General features: G+C 62.5%; 18 protein-coding genes. 13 read left to right on the top strand and 5 right to left on the bottom strand.

The genetic code is table 11. From position 1 onward, the window contains the following. Positions 1–7 precede the first annotated feature (7 nt). From serC to LHU53_RS07700, 11 genes are all read left to right on the top strand, one after another. Positions 8–1,099 carry a 3-phosphoserine/phosphohydroxythreonine transaminase gene (serC, locus tag LHU53_RS07750; RefSeq protein ID WP_227332008.1) on the top strand — a complete coding sequence of 364 codons (1,092 nt, stop codon included), beginning with the start codon at positions 8–10 and terminating at the stop codon, positions 1,097–1,099. A gap of 83 nt (positions 1,100–1,182) precedes the next feature. Continuing rightward, a complete protein-coding gene (gene pheA, locus LHU53_RS07745; protein WP_180132343.1) occupies positions 1,183–2,265 on the top strand; it encodes a prephenate dehydratase in 1,083 nt (360 codons plus the stop codon). A gap of 72 nt (positions 2,266–2,337) precedes the next feature. Then, positions 2,338–3,207 carry a prephenate dehydrogenase/arogenate dehydrogenase family protein gene (locus LHU53_RS07740; RefSeq protein WP_227332006.1) on the top strand — a complete coding sequence of 290 codons (870 nt, stop codon included), beginning with the start codon at positions 2,338–2,340 and terminating at the stop codon, positions 3,205–3,207. A gap of 12 nt (positions 3,208–3,219) precedes the next feature. Then, positions 3,220–5,409 carry a bifunctional 3-phosphoshikimate 1-carboxyvinyltransferase/cytidylate kinase gene (locus LHU53_RS07735; protein WP_227332004.1) on the top strand — a complete coding sequence of 730 codons (2,190 nt, stop codon included), beginning with the start codon at positions 3,220–3,222 and terminating at the stop codon, positions 5,407–5,409. 132 nt (positions 5,410–5,541) lie between these two features. Beyond that, a complete protein-coding gene (rpsA, locus tag LHU53_RS07730) occupies positions 5,542–7,221 on the top strand; it encodes a 30S ribosomal protein S1 (RefSeq protein WP_227331997.1) in 1,680 nt (559 codons plus the stop codon). A gap of 81 nt (positions 7,222–7,302) precedes the next feature. Further along, positions 7,303–7,614: an integration host factor subunit beta gene (locus LHU53_RS07725; RefSeq protein ID WP_227331995.1), complete on the top strand. Its 312-nt coding sequence runs from the start codon at positions 7,303–7,305 to the stop codon at positions 7,612–7,614. Positions 7,615–7,677: 63 nt separating this feature from the next. Next, positions 7,678–8,010, top strand: coding sequence for a lipopolysaccharide assembly LapA domain-containing protein (locus LHU53_RS07720; RefSeq protein WP_227331985.1), 333 nt, complete (start codon positions 7,678–7,680; stop codon positions 8,008–8,010). Beyond that, entirely contained in the window at positions 8,000–9,157 is a 1,158-nt protein-coding gene (gene lapB, locus LHU53_RS07715; protein WP_227331983.1) for a lipopolysaccharide assembly protein LapB, read from the top strand. The genes LHU53_RS07720 and lapB overlap by 11 nt, the downstream gene beginning before the upstream one ends. Next, positions 9,154–10,083, top strand: a complete 930-nt coding sequence (gene rfaE1 / locus LHU53_RS07710; RefSeq protein WP_227331981.1) for a D-glycero-beta-D-manno-heptose-7-phosphate kinase — start codon at positions 9,154–9,156, stop codon at positions 10,081–10,083. Before lapB ends, rfaE1 begins: the two co-directional genes overlap by 4 nt. Then, positions 10,080–11,105 (top strand): ADP-glyceromanno-heptose 6-epimerase, encoded by a 1,026-nt coding sequence (rfaD, locus tag LHU53_RS07705; protein WP_227331980.1) that lies wholly within the window; start codon positions 10,080–10,082, stop codon positions 11,103–11,105. The genes rfaE1 and rfaD overlap by 4 nt, the downstream gene beginning before the upstream one ends. Before the next feature lie 138 nt (positions 11,106–11,243). Next, entirely contained in the window at positions 11,244–11,561 is a 318-nt protein-coding gene (locus LHU53_RS07700) for a helix-hairpin-helix domain-containing protein (RefSeq protein WP_227331978.1), read from the top strand. Between the two features lie 181 nt (positions 11,562–11,742). Here the strand turns inward: LHU53_RS07700 and LHU53_RS07695 are convergent, their stop codons facing one another. The 5 genes from LHU53_RS07695 to LHU53_RS07675 all read right to left on the bottom strand — a co-directional run bounded on the left by LHU53_RS07695 (position 11,743) and on the right by LHU53_RS07675 (position 16,144). Further along, positions 11,743–12,042 (bottom strand): hypothetical protein, encoded by a 300-nt coding sequence (locus tag LHU53_RS07695; RefSeq protein ID WP_227331970.1) that lies wholly within the window; start codon positions 12,040–12,042, stop codon positions 11,743–11,745. 23 nt (positions 12,043–12,065) lie between these two features. Beyond that, on the bottom strand, positions 12,066–12,320 hold the full coding sequence (locus tag LHU53_RS07690) for a MoaD/ThiS family protein (protein ID WP_227331962.1): 255 nt from the start codon (positions 12,318–12,320) through the stop codon (positions 12,066–12,068). Positions 12,321–12,327: 7 nt separating this feature from the next. After that, positions 12,328–13,623 carry an NAD(P)/FAD-dependent oxidoreductase gene (locus tag LHU53_RS07685; RefSeq protein WP_227331960.1) on the bottom strand — a complete coding sequence of 432 codons (1,296 nt, stop codon included), beginning with the start codon at positions 13,621–13,623 and terminating at the stop codon, positions 12,328–12,330. A gap of 122 nt (positions 13,624–13,745) precedes the next feature. Further along, positions 13,746–15,599 (bottom strand): aldehyde ferredoxin oxidoreductase family protein, encoded by a 1,854-nt coding sequence (locus LHU53_RS07680; RefSeq protein WP_227331959.1) that lies wholly within the window; start codon positions 15,597–15,599, stop codon positions 13,746–13,748. Between the two features lie 71 nt (positions 15,600–15,670). Then, positions 15,671–16,144: a 4Fe-4S dicluster domain-containing protein gene (locus LHU53_RS07675; RefSeq protein ID WP_227331957.1), complete on the bottom strand. Its 474-nt coding sequence runs from the start codon at positions 16,142–16,144 to the stop codon at positions 15,671–15,673. A gap of 282 nt (positions 16,145–16,426) precedes the next feature. Between LHU53_RS07675 and LHU53_RS07670 the strand changes: the two genes are divergently transcribed. Together LHU53_RS07670 and LHU53_RS19810 are read left to right on the top strand one after the other, a co-directional pair. Next, entirely contained in the window at positions 16,427–17,551 is a 1,125-nt protein-coding gene (locus LHU53_RS07670) for a helix-turn-helix domain-containing protein (RefSeq protein WP_227331955.1), read from the top strand. 98 nt (positions 17,552–17,649) lie between these two features. Continuing rightward, complete coding sequence (locus LHU53_RS19810) at positions 17,650–20,424, top strand: PAS domain S-box protein (RefSeq protein ID WP_304621928.1); 2,775 nt, start codon at positions 17,650–17,652, stop codon at positions 20,422–20,424. Positions 20,425–20,570 lie beyond the last annotated feature (146 nt).

Genomic DNA, 20,570 nt, shown 5'->3' with positions numbered 1-20,570 from the left:
TCCTCGCATGAACAGACCTTATAACTTTTCTGCCGGCCCGGCCGCCATGCCCGAAGAGGTGTTGGCAGAGGCTGCGGGCGAGATGCTGGACTGGCACGGCAGCGGCATGGGTGTGATGGAGATGAGCCACCGCGGCAAGGAGTTTGGCCAGATCGCCCAGGAAGCCGAGGCGGACTTGCGCGAGCTGTTGGCCGTGCCAGCGCACTTCAAACTGCTGTTCATGCAAGGTGGTGGCCTGGCCGAGAACGCCATCGTGCCGCTGAACCTGTCGCGTGGGGAGGCGGTGGACTTTGTGGTCAGCGGCAGCTGGAGCCAGAAATCTGCGCAAGAAGCGGCGCGCTATTGCACCGTGCGGGAAGCTGCCAACACCAAAAGCGGCGGCTTCACCACGCTGGTCGACCCGACCAGCTGGCAGCTCAGCAACAAACCAGCCTACGTGCACATCTGTAGCAACGAAACCATCAACGGGGTCGAGTACCAGAGCCTGCCAGACCTAAAGGCGCTGGGCTGTGATGCACCGCTGGTGGTGGATTTCTCGTCCCACGTCGCCTCGCGGCCAGTCGACTGGTCACGGGTCGGTCTGGCTTTTGGTGGTGCACAAAAAAACCTCGGCCCCGCTGGCTTGACCCTGGTGGTGGTACGTGAGGATTTACTGGAACGTGCCCTGCCGATCTGCCCAAGCGCTTTCTGCTACAAGACCGTGGCCGAGAACAACTCCATGTTCAACACCCCGCCCACCTATGCGATCTACATCGCGGGGCTGGTGTTCAAGTGGCTCAAGCGCCAGGGTGGGATCGCCGCGATGGAGGCGCGCAACATCGACAAGGCTGAGCTGCTGTACCAGGTCATCGACCGCTCCAGCCTGTACACCAACCGGGTCGACCCAAGCTGCCGCTCCCGCATGAATGTGCCGTTTTACCTGCGTGACGAAAGTCTCAATGAAGCCTTCCTGGCTGGCGCCAAAGAACGTGGTCTGCTGCAACTCAAAGGCCACAAGTCGGTGGGAGGCATGCGCGCCAGCATCTACAACGCGCTGCCGCTCGAAGGGGTGCAGGCGCTGGTGGCCTATTTAAGCGACTTCGAAGCGCAGCACGGCTGACCACTTCGGTCGGCCGTACCTGCCCACAGAGATTCCACACCAACGCCAGTCAAACACCCAGCCCTACCACCTGAACCGACACGATGGCCAAGACCCTTCCTGAATTGCGCAACCAGATCGACGCGGTGGATCTGGAACTGATTGCCCTGCTCAACAAACGCGCCGCCCTGGCCCATGAGGTTGGTGAGATCAAACGCCTGGACGGTTCGACCGTGTTCCGGCCCGACCGCGAAAACCAGGTGATCAGCAACCTGCAGGCCGTCAACCAAGGTCCCCTCAAAGACCACAGCGTGGCCATCATCTGGCGTGAAATCATGTCGGCCTGCCGCTCGCTGGAGGCGCCGCAGCGCGTGGCGTACCTGGGCCCGGCAGGCACGTTCAGCGAACAGGCCGCGATCCAGTTTTTTGGCGGCAGCATGGCGCGCGTCATGTGTGTCAGTTTTGACGAGGTGTTCCGCGCCACGGCGGCGGGCAGCGCCGAATTTGGTGTGGTGCCGATCGAGAACTCGTCCGAAGGAGTGGTCTCGCGCACGCTGGACCTGCTGCTCAGCTCACCCCTGCACATCATCGGTGAGACCAGCTTTCTGGTGCGCCACAACCTACTTCGCCTGGAACCCAGCCTGTCCAACATCGAGGCGGTCTACGCCCACCCGCAGGCCCTGTCGCAATGCCAGGACTGGCTCAGCACCCACCTGCCGCATGCCGACCGCCGCGCCGCGCCGAGCAATGCCGAAGGTGCCCGCCTGGCATCCACCAACCCGGCCTGGGCCGCGATTGCCAGCGAACGCGCGGGCAGCGAGTTTGGCCTGCATGTGGTGTCCTACGCAATCCAGGACGACGCCTTCAACCGCACCCGCTTTGCGGTGATCTGCCTGCCCACCACCCTGGCAGCGCCGCAAGCCACCGGCAAAGACTGTGTCAGCCTGATCGTGTCGGTGAACAACAAGCCCGGCGCGGTGCACGACCTGCTGGTGCCGCTCAAACGGCATGGGGTGTCGATGACCCGTTTTGAGTCACGCCCGGCGCGCTCCGGCCAGTGGGAGTACTACTTCTACATCGACCTGGCCGGCCACCCGTCCGAGCCACATGTGGCTGCCGCGCTTGAAGAGTTGCGCAGCCTGTGTGCCTTCTACAAGGTGCTGGGTACCTACCCGGTGGCGGAATGAGCCTGTGGCCCACCCCACCTCAACCGTTTGGGTCGCTCGGCCTGGGCGACAGTCAAGTTGTCGGGAGGTCTGATGTTTGAACAACTGGGCTTGATCGGCTGCGGCCTGATGGGTGGCTCCTTTGCCCTGGCACTCAAACAGGCGGGCCTGGTCAAACGTGTCGTGGGTTACAGCAAGTCACCCTCCACCACCGAGCGCGCCTGCCAGATGGGGGTCATCGACGTGGCAGCCCCATCGGCCTTGCTGGCGGTGTCGGGCGCCGACATTGTGCTGATGGCGGTACCGGTGGCAGCCTCCGAGGCCACCTTCAAGGCCATCAAACACATGGTCACGCCCGGCATGTTGATCATGGATGTGGGTTCCACCAAGGGTGACGTGGTCGAGGCAGCGGCGCGCGGCCTGCGCGACCAGGTTGGCTCTTTTGTGCCGGCGCACCCGATTGCGGGCAAGGAACTCGCTGGTGTCGACAATGCCGACGCCGAGCTGTATGTGGGCAAACAGGTGATCCTGACGCCCACCGATCTCACGCTGGCCACCCACACCCAATGCGCGACCGAGGTCTGGAGCGCGCTAGGCTGCAAAGTGGTGCAGATGTCGCCCGAATCCCACGACGCTGCTTTTGCGGCGGTGAGCCATCTTCCCCACATGCTGGCCTTCACCCTGATGAACTCGGTGATTGGGCAGAGCAAAGGGGCCGGCTACATGGGCTTGGCCGGGCCGGGTTTTCGCGATTTCACCCGCATTGCCGCCAGCGACCCCAAGGTCTGGCGCGACATTCTGCAGGCCAACCGGGCCGAGTTGCTGACCCAATGCCAGCATTTCCGCGATCAGTTGGCCCTGTTTGAAGCCGCCATGTTGGCGGGTGACCAGCAGACGCTGGAAGCCCTGATCACCCAGGCCAGCACCGCCCGCGCCGCCTGGCGCATGAACCAGTTACCGTGAGTCCCGCTGCGCATGTTCACCACCGCTTTCCTTGATCTTCCCCCCCTAGAAACCGCCGGTGGCACCATCACCCTGCCCGGCTCCAAAAGCATCTCGAATCGGGTTCTGCTGCTGGCCGCCCTGAGTCAGGGCAGCACCGTGGTGCACGACCTGCTGGACTCCGACGACACCCGCGTCATGCTCGAAGCGCTGCGCCAACTGGGTTGCGGGGTTGAACAAAACCATAGCACGGTCACCATAGAGGGTCTGGGCGGGAAGCCGAAAACAGCACAAGCCCAGCTGTTCATGGGCAACGCGGGCACCGCCATCAGGCCACTCACCGCTGCGCTGGCGGTGATGGGTGGCAGTTATGAATTGCGCGGCGTGGCACGGATGCACGAGCGTCCGATTGGTGATTTGGTGGACGCACTGCGCCAACTGGGTTGCCAGATTGATTACCTGGAGAACCCTGGTTACCCGCCGCTGCGCATTGGCCAGCCCAAGCTGGACGTGTCGCAACCGATCCGGGTGCGCGGGGATGTGTCGAGCCAGTTCCTGACTGCACTGCTGATGGCGTTGCCCCTTGTTGCGATGCACCGCGCCCCCACGCTCGGCACTGACCCCGGGCCGAGCGGGAGCTCGGAACGCATGTCCTCGCTGCCCCCCGAGGGGGCTGTGCAGCCTTGGGGCGGCCCGGCGGCTGCACAAGACATCACCATCGAGGTGGTGGGTGAGCTGATTTCGCGCCCCTACATTGAGATCACGCTGAACCTGCTGGCGCGTTTTGGCGTGGTGGTGCAGCGCGACGGCTGGCAGCGGTTCACCATTCCAGCGGGCAGCCGGATCGTGTCGCCGGGAGATATCCATGTCGAGGCCGACGCCTCATCTGCTAGCTATTTCATAGCTTTAGGTGCAATTGCAAAAATGGCTATTGGCCAAAAGTGCATCAAAATTTTGGGTGTCGGCGCCGACTCCATTCAGGGCGACATCCGTTTTGTCGAAGCCGCACAGTTGATGGGTGCGCAGATCACGAGTGGCCCGAACTGGCTGGAGGTCACACGCGGTGCCTGGCCGCTCAAGGCGATTGACCTGGACTGCAACCACATCCCCGACGCCGCCATGACGCTGGCGGTGATGGCGCTGTACGCCGACGGCCCCTGCACGCTGCGCAACATCGCCAGCTGGCGCGTCAAGGAAACCGACCGCATCGCGGCCATGGCTTGTGAATTACGCAAGCTCGGCGCGACGGTGGAAGAAGGCGCTGACTTCATCCGGGTGTTGCCACTGCCGAATCCGACGATCGCCGCCGCGCCGGGCAGCCCCAAGCCAGGCACGGCCCCCTCGGGGGGCAGCGCAGTAAGCGAAGCGACAAGCGTGGGGGCATGGAAACCCGCCAGCGTCCACACCTACGACGACCACCGCGTGGCCATGTGTTTTTCTCTCGCGGCCTTCAACCCGGCGGGCTTGCCGGTGCGCATCGAAGACCCGAAATGTGTGGCCAAAACCTTCCCGGACTATTTTGAGGCGCTGTTCTCGCTGGTCCAGACCAGCCGCCAGCACATTCCGGTGATCTGTATCGATGGTCCCACGGCCTCAGGCAAAGGCACGCTGGCAGCAGCACTGGCCAAACGCCTGGGTTACCACTTCCTGGACTCCGGTGCGATGTACCGCATCACGGCGTTGGCAGCCAGCAACGTTGGCTTGCCGATTGACGCAAGCGGCGAGGTCGCCATCGCCCGTCTGGTGCAAGACCTGTCGATCACTTTCACCGCCGGGCAGATCCTGCTGGATGGGGTCGACGTGAGCGAGGCTATCCGCTCGGAAGCCAATGGCATGAACGCCTCCAAAGTGTCTGCCCTGCCCCAGGTTCGCGCAGCCTTGGTCGACCTGCAGCACAGCTTTCACCGCCTGCCCGGGCTGGTGGCTGACGGGCGCGACATGGGCTCGGTGATCTTTCCGCAGGCCCCACTCAAGGTGTTTCTGACCGCCAGTGCCGCAGAGCGTGCACAAAGGCGTTTCAAACAGTTGATTTCAAAAGGGATTTCAACTACACTCGATAGTCTTCGCGCTGATTTGGAAGCCAGGGACAAGCGGGACCAAACCCGCAGCGCCTCTCCTTTAAAACCCGCACAAGACGCCGTGTTGCTGGACAACTCGGATTTATCGGTTGAAAAATCGGTTGATCTGGTATTGGGCTGGTGGCAAGGCAAACAGCCCTTTTGAACCTTCTCAAGGGCTGTACCCGCAGGGACTGATCCCCTTGCAACCGGCCCTTATCTGCCTTCTCGCGCTGCACTGCGCACCGCAGGTGAGGTTCACAAAACTTAACCCCGTGGCGTTAATGCCACACAAAAAATGTCTGAATCTTTTGCCGCCCTGTTTGAAGAGTCCCTGCAACGCACAGAAATGCGCCCAGGCGAAGTGATCACCGCTGAAGTTGTTCGCATCGAACACAGCTTTGTGGTGGTCAACGCTGGCCTGAAATCCGAAGCCTATGTGCCGCTGGAAGAATTCAAGAACGACCAGGGCGAAACCGAAGTGCAAGTCGGTGACTTCGTGTCGGTGGCCATCGGCTCCATCGAAAACGGCTACGGCGACACCATCCTGTCGCGCGACACCGCCAAACGTCTGGCTTCCTGGATGAGCCTGGAAAAGGCCCTCGAATCCGGCGAATTTGTTACTGGCACCACCAGCGGCAAGGTCAAGGGTGGTCTGACCGTGTTGGTCAACGGCATCCGCGCCTTCCTGCCCGGCTCTCTGGTTGACACCCGTCCCACCAAGGACCTGTCTCCGTACGAAAACAAGACCCTGGAATTCAAGGTCATCAAGCTCGACCGCAAGCGCAACAACGTGGTGCTGAGCCGCCGTGCCGTGGTGGAAGCCTCCATGGGCGAAGAACGCTCCAAGCTGATGAACACGCTGAAAGAAGGCGCCATTGTTCACGGTGTGGTCAAGAACATCACCGAATACGGTGCGTTTGTCGACCTGGGTGGTATCGACGGCCTGCTGCACATCACCGACATGGCTTGGCGCCGTGTCCGTCACCCGTCTGAAGTGGTGACCGCTGGCCAGGAAATCACCGCCAAGATCCTGAAATTTGACACCGAGAAGAACCGCGTGTCTCTGGGTCTGAAGCAAATGGGTGATGACCCGTGGATGGGCGTGAACCGCCGCTACCCGCAAGGCACCCGCATGTTCGGCAAGATCACCAACATCGCCGACTACGGCGCATTTGTGGAACTGGAACCCGGCATCGAAGGTCTGGTGCACGTGTCCGAAATGGACTGGACCAACAAGAACGTGGCCCCGAGCAAGATCGTTGCCCTGGGCGACGAAGTCGAAGTCATGGTTCTGGAAATCGACGAAGACAAGCGCCGCATCAGCCTGGGCATGAAGCAATGCAAGGCCAACCCATGGCAAGAATTCGCGCAAAATACCAAGCGCGGCGACCGCGTCAAGGGCCCGATCAAATCCATCACCGACTTCGGCGTGTTCGTTGGTCTGGCTGCTGGCATCGACGGTCTGGTGCATTTGTCCGACCTGTCCTGGAACGAAACCGGCGAAGCCGCTGTGCGCGAGTACAAAAAGGGCCAGGAAGTCGAAGCCCTGGTGCTGGCTGTGGACGTTGACCGCGAACGCATCTCCCTGGGTATCAAACAACTCGACTCCGACCCGTTCACCACCTTCTCGTCGATCAACGACAAGGGTTCCGTGGTCACCGGCAAGGTCAAGACCGTGGATGCCAAGGGCGCTGAAATCGACCTCGGCGAAGACATCCTTGGTTACCTGCGCGCCTCCGAAATCAGCCGTGACCGCGTCGAAGACGCACGCAACGTGCTCAAGGAAGGCGACGAAGTCACCGCTGTGGTGGTCAATGTGGATCGCAAGACCCGCAACATCCAGTTGTCGATCAAGGCCAAGGACGCGGCTGACCAGAACGAAGCCATGCAAACCCTGAGCCAGCAGTCTGCCCGCGAAAACGCTGGCACCACCAGCCTGGGCGCTTTGTTGCGTGCCAAACTGGACAACAACTGATCGGGTGATTCCCCATTGAACTGACGACCGGTTGCACCCGCGTGCACCGGTCGTTTTTTTCTTCGTTTCAGGCCTACCACCATGACCCGTTCTGATCTTGTTGAAGAACTTGCTGCACGTTTCAGTCAACTGACCCAGCGTGACGCCGAGTTTGCCGTGAAGGCGATTCTGGACGCGATGAACGACGCGCTGGTGCGCGGTCACCGCATTGAAATCCGTGGTTTTGGCAGCTTCTCCGTGAACTACCGCGCCCCGCGCATGGGCCGCAACCCGCGCAGCGGCGAGAGTGTGGCCATTCCCGAAAAGCGCGTCCCCCACTTCAAACCTGGTAAAGCCCTGCGTGAAGCGGTGGACCAGCGCACGGCAGAATTGACCCAAACCGCCAACGGCTGACGCGCCTGATGGCGCTTTGACCGCCACCAGCGTTAAAATTTTTGGCCACACGGGAAAACGCCAATGAACAAACTACTATGGTTGCTTAAGTGGATGCTTAAAGCAGCCATTTTTTTTACCCTGTTCGCATTTGCGCTGAACAACCAGCAAGACACCACGGTGCATTTCTTTTTTGGCAACCAGTGGCAGGCGCCCCAAGTGCTGGTGGTGCTGACCGCTTTTGCCGCTGGCGTGGCTGTGGGCGTCTTCGGCATGGTGCCCTGGTGGTGGCGTCAGCGCCGCCTGGCCAGCACACCCGCGCCCACCCCGACCTGGACATCCACCACCAGCCCGGCCCCTTTGGCGCCTGCCGTGGCATCACCCGCCACCGCACCCGCCTACGCTGATGGAATTTAACCTGAGCTGGATTCTGCTGGGGTTGCCACTGGCTTTTGGGCTGGGCTGGCTGGCGTCCCGGTTCGATCTGCGCCAGATCCGGTTTGAAAACCAGCGGGCGCCCAAAGCCTATTTCAAGGGCTTGAACTACCTGCTCAACGAGCAGCAGGACCAGGCCATCGACGCCTTCATTGAAGCCGTCCAGAGCGACCCCGACACCTCCGAGCTGCACTTTGCGCTGGGCAACCTGTTTCGTCGGCGTGGCGAGTACGAGCGTGCCGTGCGTGTGCATGAGCATCTGCTGTCACGCGCGGACCTGAGCCAGACCGACCGCCACCGCGCCCAGCACGCACTGGCGCTTGATTTCCTCAAGGCCGGTTTGCTGGACCGTGCCGAGGCCGCGCTCAACAAGTTGGAGGGCACCGCCTTCGAGACGGAGGCCCGGCTGGCGCTGCTGGCCAATTACGAACGCAGCCGCGACTGGGTGCTGGCGGCGGAGATCGCCCACAAGCTGGAGCGCGCCCAACAAGGCAGTTTTGGCCAAAGGCTGGCGCACTACCTGTGTGAACAGGCCGCTAACGACCTGGCGCACAAGCAGCCCGACGCCGCCCGTGCGCGCCTGCAGGAAGCCATTGCCACAGCGCCTGAAGCGGCGCGGGCACGCATGGCGTTGGCCCAACTGCAAGCCGGTGCCGGTGAGTTGGCCGCGGCTCAACAGACGTTACTGGACGCCATGACCCATGCGCCCACGGCGATCCCGCTGATGGCTGCGCCGCTAGCAGACATCGCGCTGCGGCTGGGCAGTGTGACGCAGGCGCTGGCCCGCTTGCAGGTGGTGTACGAGCAAAGCGCCTCACTCGACGTGCTGGAAGCCATCGTCCGGCTGTCGGCCAGCACCCCCGCCGCCAGCATGACCGATCGTGACTGGTACGCCCGCCACCTGGAACGCGAACCCTCCCTGGTGGCCGCCACCCGCTGGATGGCTGGCGAGAAATTTCAAGACGAACAGTTTCACCCCCAAGTGCAACGGGCGCTGGACCACGCGGTCAAACCGCTGTTGCGTTACCGCTGCGCCGCCTGTGGGTTTGAAGCCACGCAGCATTTTTGGCAATGCCCGGGTTGCCAGACCTGGGACAGTTACCCCGCACGGCGGGTGGAAGAGTTATGACCATCTCCAAAGAACAATTGAGTCAGGCCCGCGTCTTGGTCGTGGGTGATGTGATGCTGGACCGTTACTGGTACGGCGCCGTTGACCGCATCAGCCCGGAGGCTCCGGTGCCAGTGGTCCGCGTCACCCGTGAGGAAGAACGCATTGGCGCCGCAGCCAACGTGGCCTACAACGTGGTCACGCTTGGCGGGCAAGCGTCGTTACTCACGGTGGTGGGTGATGACGAAGCCAGCCACAAGCTCGAAGCGCTGGTGGCCCAAACCGGCATCCAGGCCCATTTTGGCCGCGATGCCGAGCTCAAAACGACGGTGAAGTTACGTGTGATTGGCCGCCAGCAACAGTTGCTGCGCATGGACTTCGAGAACACGCCCAAAACTGAAATATTGGCCTCCCAAACCGCTGCCTTCCTGGACCTGCTGCCACGGCATGACGCGGTGCTGTTCTCCGACTACGGCAAAGGCGGCCTGGCGCATGTGAGCGACATGATTGCCCGCGCGAAAGCAGCAGGCAAGCCGATCCTGATCGACCCCAAAGGCAGCGACTACTCACGCTACCAGGGCGCCACGGTGATCACCCCCAACCGCGCCGAGTTGCAACAGGTGATTGGCAATTGGCAAGATGAAGTCGAGCTGCAAACCAAAACGCAGGCTTTGCGTGAACGCTTGGGCCTGCAGGCCATTCTGGTGACCCGCAGCGAGGAAGGCATGACACTGTTTGACGCCGCAGGTCAAGTCAGCGTGAGTGCACAGGCGCGCGAGGTGTTCGATGTGACCGGCGCCGGCGACACCGTGATCGCCACGATGGCGGCTTTGGTGGCTGCTGGCCTGACCCTGCGTGAGGCCCTGCCGCTGGCCAACCGGGCCGGCGGCCTGGTGGTCGGCAAATTTGGCACCGCCACTGTTTCTTATGAGGAGTTGTTCGCATGACCCGAATCGTTGTCACCGGCGCAGCCGGTTTTATTGGTAGCAACATCATCAAGGGGCTCAATGCCCGCGGCCTCACCGACATCATCGCGGTGGACGACCTGACACAAGGCGACAAGTTCCGCAACATCGCCGATCTGCAGATTGCCGACTATGTCGACGCCGACGTGTTTTACGACGCGTTTGCCAGTGGCAGCTACGGCCAGGTCGAAGCGATCTTCCACGAAGGTGCCTGCAGCGACACCATGGAAAGCAATGGCAAGTACATGATGCAGAACAACTTTGCCACCTCGCTGCAGCTGTACCACGCGTGCCAGAAGCGCGGCGCCCGGCTGCTGTATGCGTCCAGCGCAGCCACCTACGGCGGTTCGGACACCTTCCGCGAAGAGCCGGCTTTTGAGCGCCCGCTCAACGTCTACGGCTACTCCAAGCTGCTGTTTGACCAGCGCATGCGCCGCGAATGCGGCCTGCAGTTTGAGCGCGCCTTTGCTGGCAAAACCATGCAGGTGGTGGGTTTCCGTTATTTCAACGTGTACGGCCCGCGCGAGCAACACAAAGGCCGCATGGCCAGCGTGGCGTTCCACCAGTTCAACCAGTTCCAGGCGGAAGGCCGGGTCAAACTGTTTGACGCCTATGGCGGCTATGCAGCGGGTTCACAAATGCGCGACTTCGTTTTTATTGACGACGTGGTGGCGGTGAACCTGTGGTTTTTTGACCATCCGGGCATCTCGGGCATTTTTAATCTGGGCACCGGCCGCGCCCAGCCCTTCAATGACGTGGCCAGCTCGGTCGTCAACAGTTTGCGCCAGTTGGCGGGCCAACCCGCCCTGTCGCTGCAGGAATTGGTCGATCAAGGACTGCTGCAATACATCCCCTTCCCGGACGCGTTGCGTGGCAAATACCAGTGTTACACCCAGGCCGACCTGAGCGCGCTGCGCGCCACCGGCTGCGACCATCACTTTGCTGACGTGCAGACCGGCGTGGCCAGCTACGTGGCGTGGATGATGCAAAACAGACAGATTTGACGCGCTGCGCAGTCGGATTCAAATATCTCTTGAGTCGGTGCAAAAGGGCGCCGTACACTGGTTTTGTGAATGGCAGGTGCGCCGACATCCCGCCAGTATCACGTCACAAAACCATCCAACCCTCAGGAGAGTTCACCCATGCTGAAGAAAATTCTGACCACCGTGGCCATGCTGTATGCAGCCGCCAGTTTCGCCGCTGTCGATGTCAACAAAGCCAGTGCTGCCGACCTGGACAGCATCAAAGGCATCGGCCCCGGTATTTCCACCAAGATTCTGGACGAACGCAAAAAAGGCGCTTTCAAGGACTGGGCCGATTTCCTCGACCGCGTCCAAGGCGTGGGTGACAAAAATGCCGCCAAATTTTCAGACGACGGCCTGACCGTCAATGGCGAGGCCTTCAAGGGGGCCGCGCCCGCCGCCAAAAAAAGCGGATGCCAAGAAGGCCGATACCAATGAACCCAAAGCCGAAGCCGCCAAGCCAGCAGCCAGCGCTGCGAAGAAATAAGCTGCTTGCGCGTTTGCACAAGGACCCGCCTCGGCGGGTTTTTTCTTGACCGCCAGCCAGCGCCCAGGGCGATTTCCGTCGAGGCGACTTGAGCTTGGTTGGCGTTGGCCAACACCTGCCGTTTCAAAAAAGCTAGCCACCCCCGCGCTGCATGTACAAGTCAAACCGCGTCATGAACGCATGGCGCTGCTGGTCATCCACCCCGGCGAACCGGAAACTCACCTTGAGCACCGGCAGGCTGATCTGACCGATCACACGCGGGGCGGCCATCTGCCATTTCAGGCCGAGCGCGCCGTCGCCGATGCGCACACCCGCGCTGCCGGGCTGCTGCTTCCAGTGCAGGTCGCCCACGGCGCCAGGCAGCCAGCGCAGCCAGTCGGCCTCGCTGCAGGCCATCTCACGCTCGAAGCGTTCCGGGTAAAAAGACTGCATGAAGGGGTCGCTGCAATCCAGCGTCAGCCACCGGCAATCGGTGGCCAGATGGCCAGCGTGTCACCCTCCTGCAGCACATGCGCCATGCGTTGCTCCGGGGCGACATAGGTGCCGTTCACCAAGACCAGATGCACCCATTTGGCGGGCAGCCGGTGCGCCTCCACCACCTGGCCAATGGTGGTGCCCGGCGCCACCTCCAGGTCCACCGCATTGGTGTACTTTTCCTGCGTGGGCAGGTAGTCGGTCAGGGTCGCGAACAGTTTGAAGGTGATTTTCATGGGCGGATCATCGCCGGTGTTTGTCGTGTGCGCCGGACCAGTCGGCCTGGCCGTGAGCTGCGGCCTGGTAAGCCTCCACCAGACGGGTGGGGTCTTGCATCAGCTTGTCTTTCCAGGCGCCCAGTTTGATCTGGCCTTCGACCAGGCCGCGCATCGCGCCCACATGCTGCGTCCAACCCACGCTGTTGCAGCCAATCAGCACATCGTCCTTGAACTGCAGGCTCAGGTGTTTACCTGCGGCCTTGTCGGTGATCTCGACATGTTCACCCCCCGTGGCACCCTGCCAGTCGCCAAAGCTGGTCGAGATCAAGCCGAGTGTGTCGAGCACATTGATTTGTGTGACGCCTTTGAGCACCGCCTTGGCCTCCAGACCGCGTGCGTAGGCGACCATGTTGCTGGCCGCGATACGCGCCTGGTCCGAGGCGTTGGGCTGGATGGCGCTGACCATGGTTTTGCGGGAGATTTTGTCAAACGCTTCGGCACAGTCGCCAGCGGCAAAGATGCCTGGCACGTTGGTCTGCAGATGTTCGTCGGTCAACACACCCAGCAGGCACAAAATGCCCGAGTCTTCCAGAAAACCAATCGCCGGGCGCACGCCTGCGGCGCTGATGACCAGGTCCGCCAGCATGGTTTTGCCGTTGGAGAGCTTCACCTGCAGCGGCTTGCCAGGTTCGATGGATTCGACACGGGTAGCGGTGAACACTTCCACCCCTTTGGACTCGACCCAGTCACGGATCATGCCGCCCGCCACCGGGCCCATCATACGCGGCACCATGCGGTCACCCATCTCGACCACACTCAACCTCACCCCGCGCGCGGCCAGCGCTTCCATGATGATGCAGCCGATGAAACCGGCGCCAAGCTGCAGCACGCGCGCCCCGGGCTGCGCCAGTGCGGCGATGGCACGGGCGTCTTCCAGCGTCCAGCAAGTGTGCACACCTTCGGATTTGATGCCGGGAATCGGCGGGCTGACCGGGTGGGAGCCGGTGGCCACCAGCAAGGTGTCAAAACTGACCGTGTCGCCACTTTTGAACACGATGGTTCGGGATGCAGCGTTCACAGAGCGCACCCGGTCCAGCCGCAGATTGACCCGCAGGTCGGCAAAGTGGGTCGGGCTTTTACGCAGGTAGGTGCCGCTCTCGTCGATGTTGCCCATCAACAGATAGGGGATGGCCATGCGCGAGTAAGACGGCTCGGGTTCATCACCAATCAGGGTGATGTCGTCTTGCGGGGCCTGTTTGCGGATGGTTTCGGCGGCGATCACGCCAGCCGGGCCCGCGCCCAGAATCACGTGGTGGGTCATGGTTGATACTCCGGAAAAAAGCGGCCTTGAAGACCGCTAATTTATGTGGTGTGGTCCGGTTTATTGGGGTCAGAGCACACTACGTTCGCTTCGCTCTCTACGGTGATCCGACCCCAAAAAACCTACAGGCTCAGGCGTTCGCGGGTTTCAGCCGTCGGGCGGCCTTCCGGGTCCCAGCCACGGGCTTCGTAGTACAGCGGCAGCATGGTCGCGAGTTCGTTGAACTTGCCTTTGGCCGGGCCGGTCTTGCAGGCGCCTTCCACACTGGTCAGACGTGGTGGCAGGCTGTCGTCCGCCTTGGTGAACCCGGCGCGGTTGTTGAACTCGCGCTCCATGTTCCAGATGCGCTCACCGATCTTGGCCAATTCTTCGATGGTGTACTGCTCACCACAGGCCCCTTGCATTTGCGGCGCCAGGTCTTGCAGGCCCCAGGCAAAGGTGGTGAAGATGCACAGGCCCGACGAGTCAAACGCGGCGGTGGCGTCCTGGAAGGCTTTCACCAGCTCGGGCTTGCCTGCGGATTCCAGCGGGTCGGTCTTGACCGGGATGCCCAGAATTTCCGACGCGATGGTGTAGCCGCGCAGGTGGCAGCCACCCCGGTTGCTGGTGGCGTAAGCCAAGCCAATGCCCTGGATGCCGCGTGCGTCGTAGGCCGGGAACTCCTGACCCTTGCTGCTCATGCTCAGCTCCGGGTGACCGTATTTGGCGGTCAGGCGTTTGGAGCCCTGGCCAATTTCCTTGCCAAAACCCCGGCCGTTGACGGTTTCTTCGGCCAAAAACGCCAGCGCACGGGCCGAACCGAACGGTGCCTCAATACCAATCTGCTCCTTGGTCAACACCCCCATGCCATACAGCTCCATCACGGCACCCACGGTGGTGCCAAAGCTGATCGGGTCGATGCCTTCCTCGTTACAGAGCAAGTTGGCGTATTGCAGGCATTCCAGGTCGTTCACGCCGTTGGCAGCGCCCAGCGCCCAGGCCGCTTCGTATTCCAGACCGCCGTTGGCACCGCGGTATTGCGGCTTGTTTTCGATGGTGAAGTGGCCTTCGTCCATCTTGCTGATGCGCCCGCAGGCGATGGTGCAGCCAAAACAGGCCTGGTTGGTCACCAGATGTTTCTTGCCGTCCGTCGCACGCGGTTTGGCCATGGCCTCGGCACCAATGTCCATGGCGCTTTCAAACTGGTTGTCCTGGTGGTTGCGGGTGGGCAAGGCACCCACTTCGTTGATCACGCTCATCAGCACCTGGGTGCCCATGGCGGGCAGACCAGTGCCGGTGACGCCGTTTTCGGCCAGTACTTTCTTGGAGGCTTTCACCGCCGCCATGAAGGCTTTCGGGTCACGCAGATTGCCGACACCCTTGGTGCCACGCACCGCAATGGCCTTGAGGTTTTTGCTGCCCATGACCGCGCCCACACCCGAGCGGCCCGCCGCGCGGTGCAAATCGTTCACCACCGCGGCAAACAACACGCCGTTTTCACCGGCCTTGCCGATGGACGACACGCGCACCAGCGGGTCTTGCAGGCCCTTCTTGATGATTTCTTCGGTCTGCCAGACACTCTTGCCCCACAGGTGGGCGGCGTCGCGCAGTTCGACCACGTCGTCGTTGATGTACAGGTAGACCGGTTTGGCGCTCTTGCCTTCAAAAATGACCATGTCCCAGCCGGCCATCTTGAGTTCGGCGCCCCAGTAGCCGCCTGAGTTGGAGCAGGCAATGGCGCCGGTGAGCGGGCCTTTGGTGATGACGGTGTAACGGCCGCCGGTGGAGGCCATCGTGCCCGTCAGCGGGCCGGTGGCCCAGATGATCTTGTTCTCGATGGACAGTGGGTCCACGGTGGCATCCACCTCTTCCACCAGGTATTTGGTGCCCAAACCGCGCGAACCGATGTAGGCCTGCGCCCATTCCATGTTCAGCGGTTCCACGGCAACGGTGCCAGCCGTCAGGTTGACGCGAAGGATTTTTCCAGCCCATGACATGATGTGTTCTCCTCAAATGTTGAGGTCAGCATACGTTGGCAACGCCACGTGGTCTGACCCGCAAAGTTTTGTTAAGCGGCGACCTGGTTGCCCAGTTTGTTGGCCCACTGTTCCATCTTGGAGAGGCCGGTCCAGTTGGCGTCGATGAAGGTGATGGCGCTGGTGGGGCAGGCGTCCACGCAGGCGGGGTCGCCGCCGCACAGGTCGCACTTCTGCACCTTGCCGGTCTCCTGCACATAGTTGATGGTGCCAAACGGGCAGGCAATGGTGCAGACCTTGCAGCCCACACAGGTGGCCTCGTTGACCACCTTGGCGCCGGTGAGTTTGTCCAGCGTGATGGCTTCCACCGGGCAGGCGTGCAGGCACCAAGCTTCGTCACACTGGGTGCAGGTGTAGGGCACTTTTTTGCCGGTATGGTGAAAGTTGAAAACCTTGATGCGCGATTTGGCCGTGGCGAAGGTGCCGTAGTTCTCGAAAGCGCAAGCCATTTCGCACTGCAGACAGCCGGTGCATTTGTCTGCGTTGATGTGCAACACCTTTTGCATGTGTGTCTCCTGAGGGTAATAAACGGGGGCGAAACAGCACCTATGCAGCGCCGTTCCTATGTTCCAGATTGCCTGGTGATTGTTGACATTCGAGGCACCGAACCACTTAGGACTAACCCTGAGAAGCACCCGCGCATTGCTGGAAATTCTCAAGTTGAGACGCCAGGGGCCCGTCTGGGGCCTTCTGACGCACCGCCCCGGCTTGGCCGCAGTTGCCCATAATGGCGCTCCGTCAGGCTTTTTTCCAACCCGCAAAGCTCGCCCGTGACCACGCCAAACGCCTTGCCTTCTTTAGTCACTGAATCGGCGCTGCACCGCAGCAGCGCCATTGCGCAGGCACGCCATCTGGTCCTGGACGAAGGTCGTGCGGGTGGCACCGGTTTGACCTCGCCCTGGGTCGAACGGTCCTGGCAACGCTGCCTGCAACTGGGTCTGCAGCCACAGCAACCCGTGCAGTTTGACGTGATCAGCACCGCCCAGTGCCAGCGCACCCTGGAAGCCAACCGCCGCCTTCTGCAGTCAGCACATGTCATCATGCAAGGGCTGGGCAAGGCCATTGGCCACACCGGTTATTTCGCCATCCTGACCAACGCCGAAGGCATTGTGCTGGGCACCAGCGGCCCCATCGATGCGCGTGACCCGCGCGCCAGCCTGATCACCCGCATCGGCACCGACCTGTCGGAGCAACGCATCGGCACCACCGCCATCAGCACCGCGCTGGCCGAACAGCAGCCGGTGTGGCTGCACCGGGGCGAGCATTTTTTTCTGGACAACACCCACTACAGCTGCGCCGGCGCCCCGCTGTTTGACCCGCAGGGCCGCTGCGCCGGCATGCTGGACCTGACCGGCGTGGATGTGCCCGAACGCACCGAGCTCAAACACCTGGTGATGCAGTCCGCCGCGCAGATTGAGAACGCGCTGGTGCTGGCCACCCCGCACGCGCTGTTGCTGCGCCTGAACTGGCCGGGCCACGGCTTGGGCAGCACGGCAGACGCCCTGCTGGCGCTGGATGACGACGGCTTTGTCAGCGGCGCCAACACCGTGGCACGCCAGATCGTGCCCGGGCTGGAACATGGGCTGGGACATGGGCAGGCCCCGGGCGTGCATGCCAACGAGGTGTTTGGCCTGCCGTTTCAGGCGCTGTTTGATGCCGCGGGCCGCACCGATGCCACGCTGGATGTGGCGCTGCGCGGCGGCTTGCGCCTGCGCGCCCTGGCCACCCGCTCGCAGCACGGCGGCACCCAGGGGGAGGGCCACTGCGCCAGCGGTGTGCCGATGCGCCAGATGCAGGCCTCGATGATCCGCCAGGCCATGGAGCAAGCCGCTGGCAACGTCACCGACGCGGCGCGTGCTTTGGGCATCAGCCGCGCCACGCTGTACCGCAAACTGGGCCGCAAAGACGGCTGAGCCGCCGGTCGGCACCAGCAGCCCGTGCGGGGAAAAGCCCCGTCTTGCGGCCCGCGCCCCCGTTTTACAAGCTGTAGCGGAATGGTTAGCATGCTTTCATGCACCTCAACCTGCTGGCACGGCACTCCATCAAGACACGCGTCACCTTGTCCATCATGGCCATTTTTCTGGCCAGTTTTTGGAGCTTGTCGTTTTACGCCAGTTATGAGCTGCGTCGCGACATGGAGGCCGACCTCAGCGCGCAACAGTTCGCCACGGTCGTGTTGCTGACCCAGCAGGTGAACGAGCGGCTGACCGAACGGCTGGCCTGGCTGCAGCTGGTGGCCAACCACATCGACGCCGAGCTGCTGGACGATTTGCCCGGCCTGCAACACCACCTGGACAGCCACCCGGTGCTGCGGTCCGAGTTCAATGACGGCTTGATGGTGGTCAATGCCGACGGCCTGGCCATGGCCGCTGCCCCGCACGATGATGACCGTCTGGGGACAGCGCAACTGGGGCTGGAGTCGGTACGGGCCGCCTTGACCCAGGGGCGCAGCGGTGTGGGACGGGTTTATCTGGATGCCCGCCACGGCGCGTCCATGCTCGACATGGCCGCGCCGATACGCGACGCCAGCGGTCACGTGGTGGGTGCCGTGGCGGGTCTCACCCATCTGAAGAAAGCCAATTTTCTGGACGCCATCACCGCCAGCCGCTACGGCCGAACCGGGGGGTACCTGCTGGTGGAGCCCCGGCAGCGGCGCATCCTGGGTGCCACGGACACCTCACGCGTCATGGAACAGTTGCCCGGCGTCGGCGTCAACCCGAAGCTGGACCGATTTCTGGACAATTCCGAGGGCTCCCTGGTGTTGACCGACCCCCATGGGCAGGAGGTGCTGATCTCGGGCAAGGTGGTGCCGGGCACCGGCTGGATCCTGTCCGCAGTCTTGCCCACCGAGGAGGCGTTTGCCGCCATCCACGCCATGCAGCAACGGCTGTTGGTCGCCACGCTGCTGCTGACCCTGCTGGCCGGTGGGCTGACCTGGTGGCTGACCCGGCGCCAGCTGACCCCCGTGTTGGACACGGTTCGGGCGCTGGCCCGCCACCAGCCCAACAACGGTGCGCCGATCACCCTGCCAGAGAACGCACCCGGTGAAATCGGCGAGCTGATCCACGCCTACAACACCCTGCTGGCCACGCTGGCACAGCGCAACCAGAAGCTGCGGGCACAGCAGGACATGCTGTCGCGTACCGAGGCGCTGGCCCATGTGGGCAGCTGGGAGTGGGACAGCGCCAGCAACACCGTCACCTGGTCGGCCGAGCTGTTCCGGTTTTTCCGCCTTGACCCGCAACAGGGGGCGCCCACGCTGGAGCAGCAGCTCAAGCTGTACATCCCCCAAGACGCCCGACGGCTCAAGGCGGCGATGGAGCAGGCGCTGCGCTACGCCATTCCCTACGAACTGGAATTGCACGCCATGCGCCGCGACGGCAGCCAGCGTTATTACCTGGCGCGTGGTGAGGTGCAGCGCGATGCCAACAACGTGGTGCGCAAGCTGGTGGGCTCGCTGCAAGACATCACCGAACTCAAACAGATCCAGGAAACCCTGCAGTTCAGCTACGTGGCCCTGCAAGGTGTGTTGCAGACCACGCTGGATGGGTTCTTCCGCGCCGACCGGCAGGGGCGGCTGCTGCAGGTCAACCCGGCGTACTGCGCCATGTCGGGCTATTCGCAAGAGGAACTGCTGCAGATGTCCATCCTGGACCTGGAAGCCACCGACAAGCCCGAACAGGTCGCCGCCCGCATCGTGCACCTGTACCGCACCGGGCGCGAGCAGTTCGAGACCCGGCACCGCCGCAAGGATGGCAGCGTGTGGGATGTGGAAGCCAGCATCACCGTCCATTCCGCAGGGGGCGGCGAAATCTTTGCCTTTTTGCGCGACATCACCGAGCGCAAGCAGGCCCAGCTGCGCCTGGAGATGGCGGCCAATGTGTTCAGCCACGCGCATGAGGGCATCAGCATCACCGACATCCACGGCCACATCCTGGACGTGAACGACACGTTTTGCCAGATCACCGGCTACTCCCGCGCCGAGGTCATTGGCCACCACACGCGGCTGCTCAAATCCGAGCGCCAGGACAAGGCTTTTTATGAAGTCATGTGGAAAGGCCTACTGATCAACGGCCACTGGAGCGGCGAGATCTGGAACCGCCGCAAAAATGGCGAGATCTACCCCGAGCTGCTAACCATCAGCGCCGTGCGCGACGAACACGGCACCACACGGCAATACGTGGCGCTGTTCTCCGACATTTCAGCGCGCAAAGCCATTGAAGACCGGGTGCGCCAGCTGGCTTTTTTTGACGCCCTGACCGAGCTGCCCAACCGCCGCCTGCTGACCGACCGCCTGACCCAGATCCTGCTGACCCACAAGCGCAGCGGCCACTACGGCGCGGTGATGTTTCTCGATCTGGACAACTTCAAACCGCTCAACGACACCTATGGCCATGCGGTGGGCGACCTGCTACTGATCGAAGTGGCGCGGCGCCTGAAAACCTGCGTGCGCGAGGTCGACACCGTGGCCCGCCTGGGCGGCGACGAGTTTGTGGTGGTGCTCAGCGAGCTCGACACCACGCTGGAAAGCTCCAAAACCCTGGCGCTCAACGTTGCCGAAAAAATCCGGCAAACACTCTCGCAGGCTTATCAGCTCAGCCGCAGCACCAGCCAGCAAACGCCGGGGCCCCAACACATCGAGCACGTTTGCACCGCCAGTATCGGCGTGGCGGTGTTTGAGCCCACCCAGACCGACCAGGACGTGATCCTGCGCCATGCCGACCAGGCCATGTACCGCGCCAAGGAATCCGGCCGCAACCGGGTGGTGCTGGACGTGAGCCCCTGAGCAATCGCCTCCCCCGCGATCGCGCCAACACCTGTCGGCGCCGTTGCAGCCAGGGCCTTTGACTTGCGCCAGCGTACGGTGAACGACCTACGTGCAGGTGCGTATTCACAGCCCTGAAGGTGATCGTTACCCTCAACCGTCAGAAC

The sequence above is a fragment of the Rhodoferax sp. U2-2l genome (genome assembly GCF_020594515.1).
Taxonomy (GTDB): domain Bacteria; phylum Pseudomonadota; class Gammaproteobacteria; order Burkholderiales; family Burkholderiaceae_C; genus Rhodoferax.
Note: the sequence above shows the minus strand (reverse complement) of the source record. Positions and strands in the feature narration are given on the sequence as shown.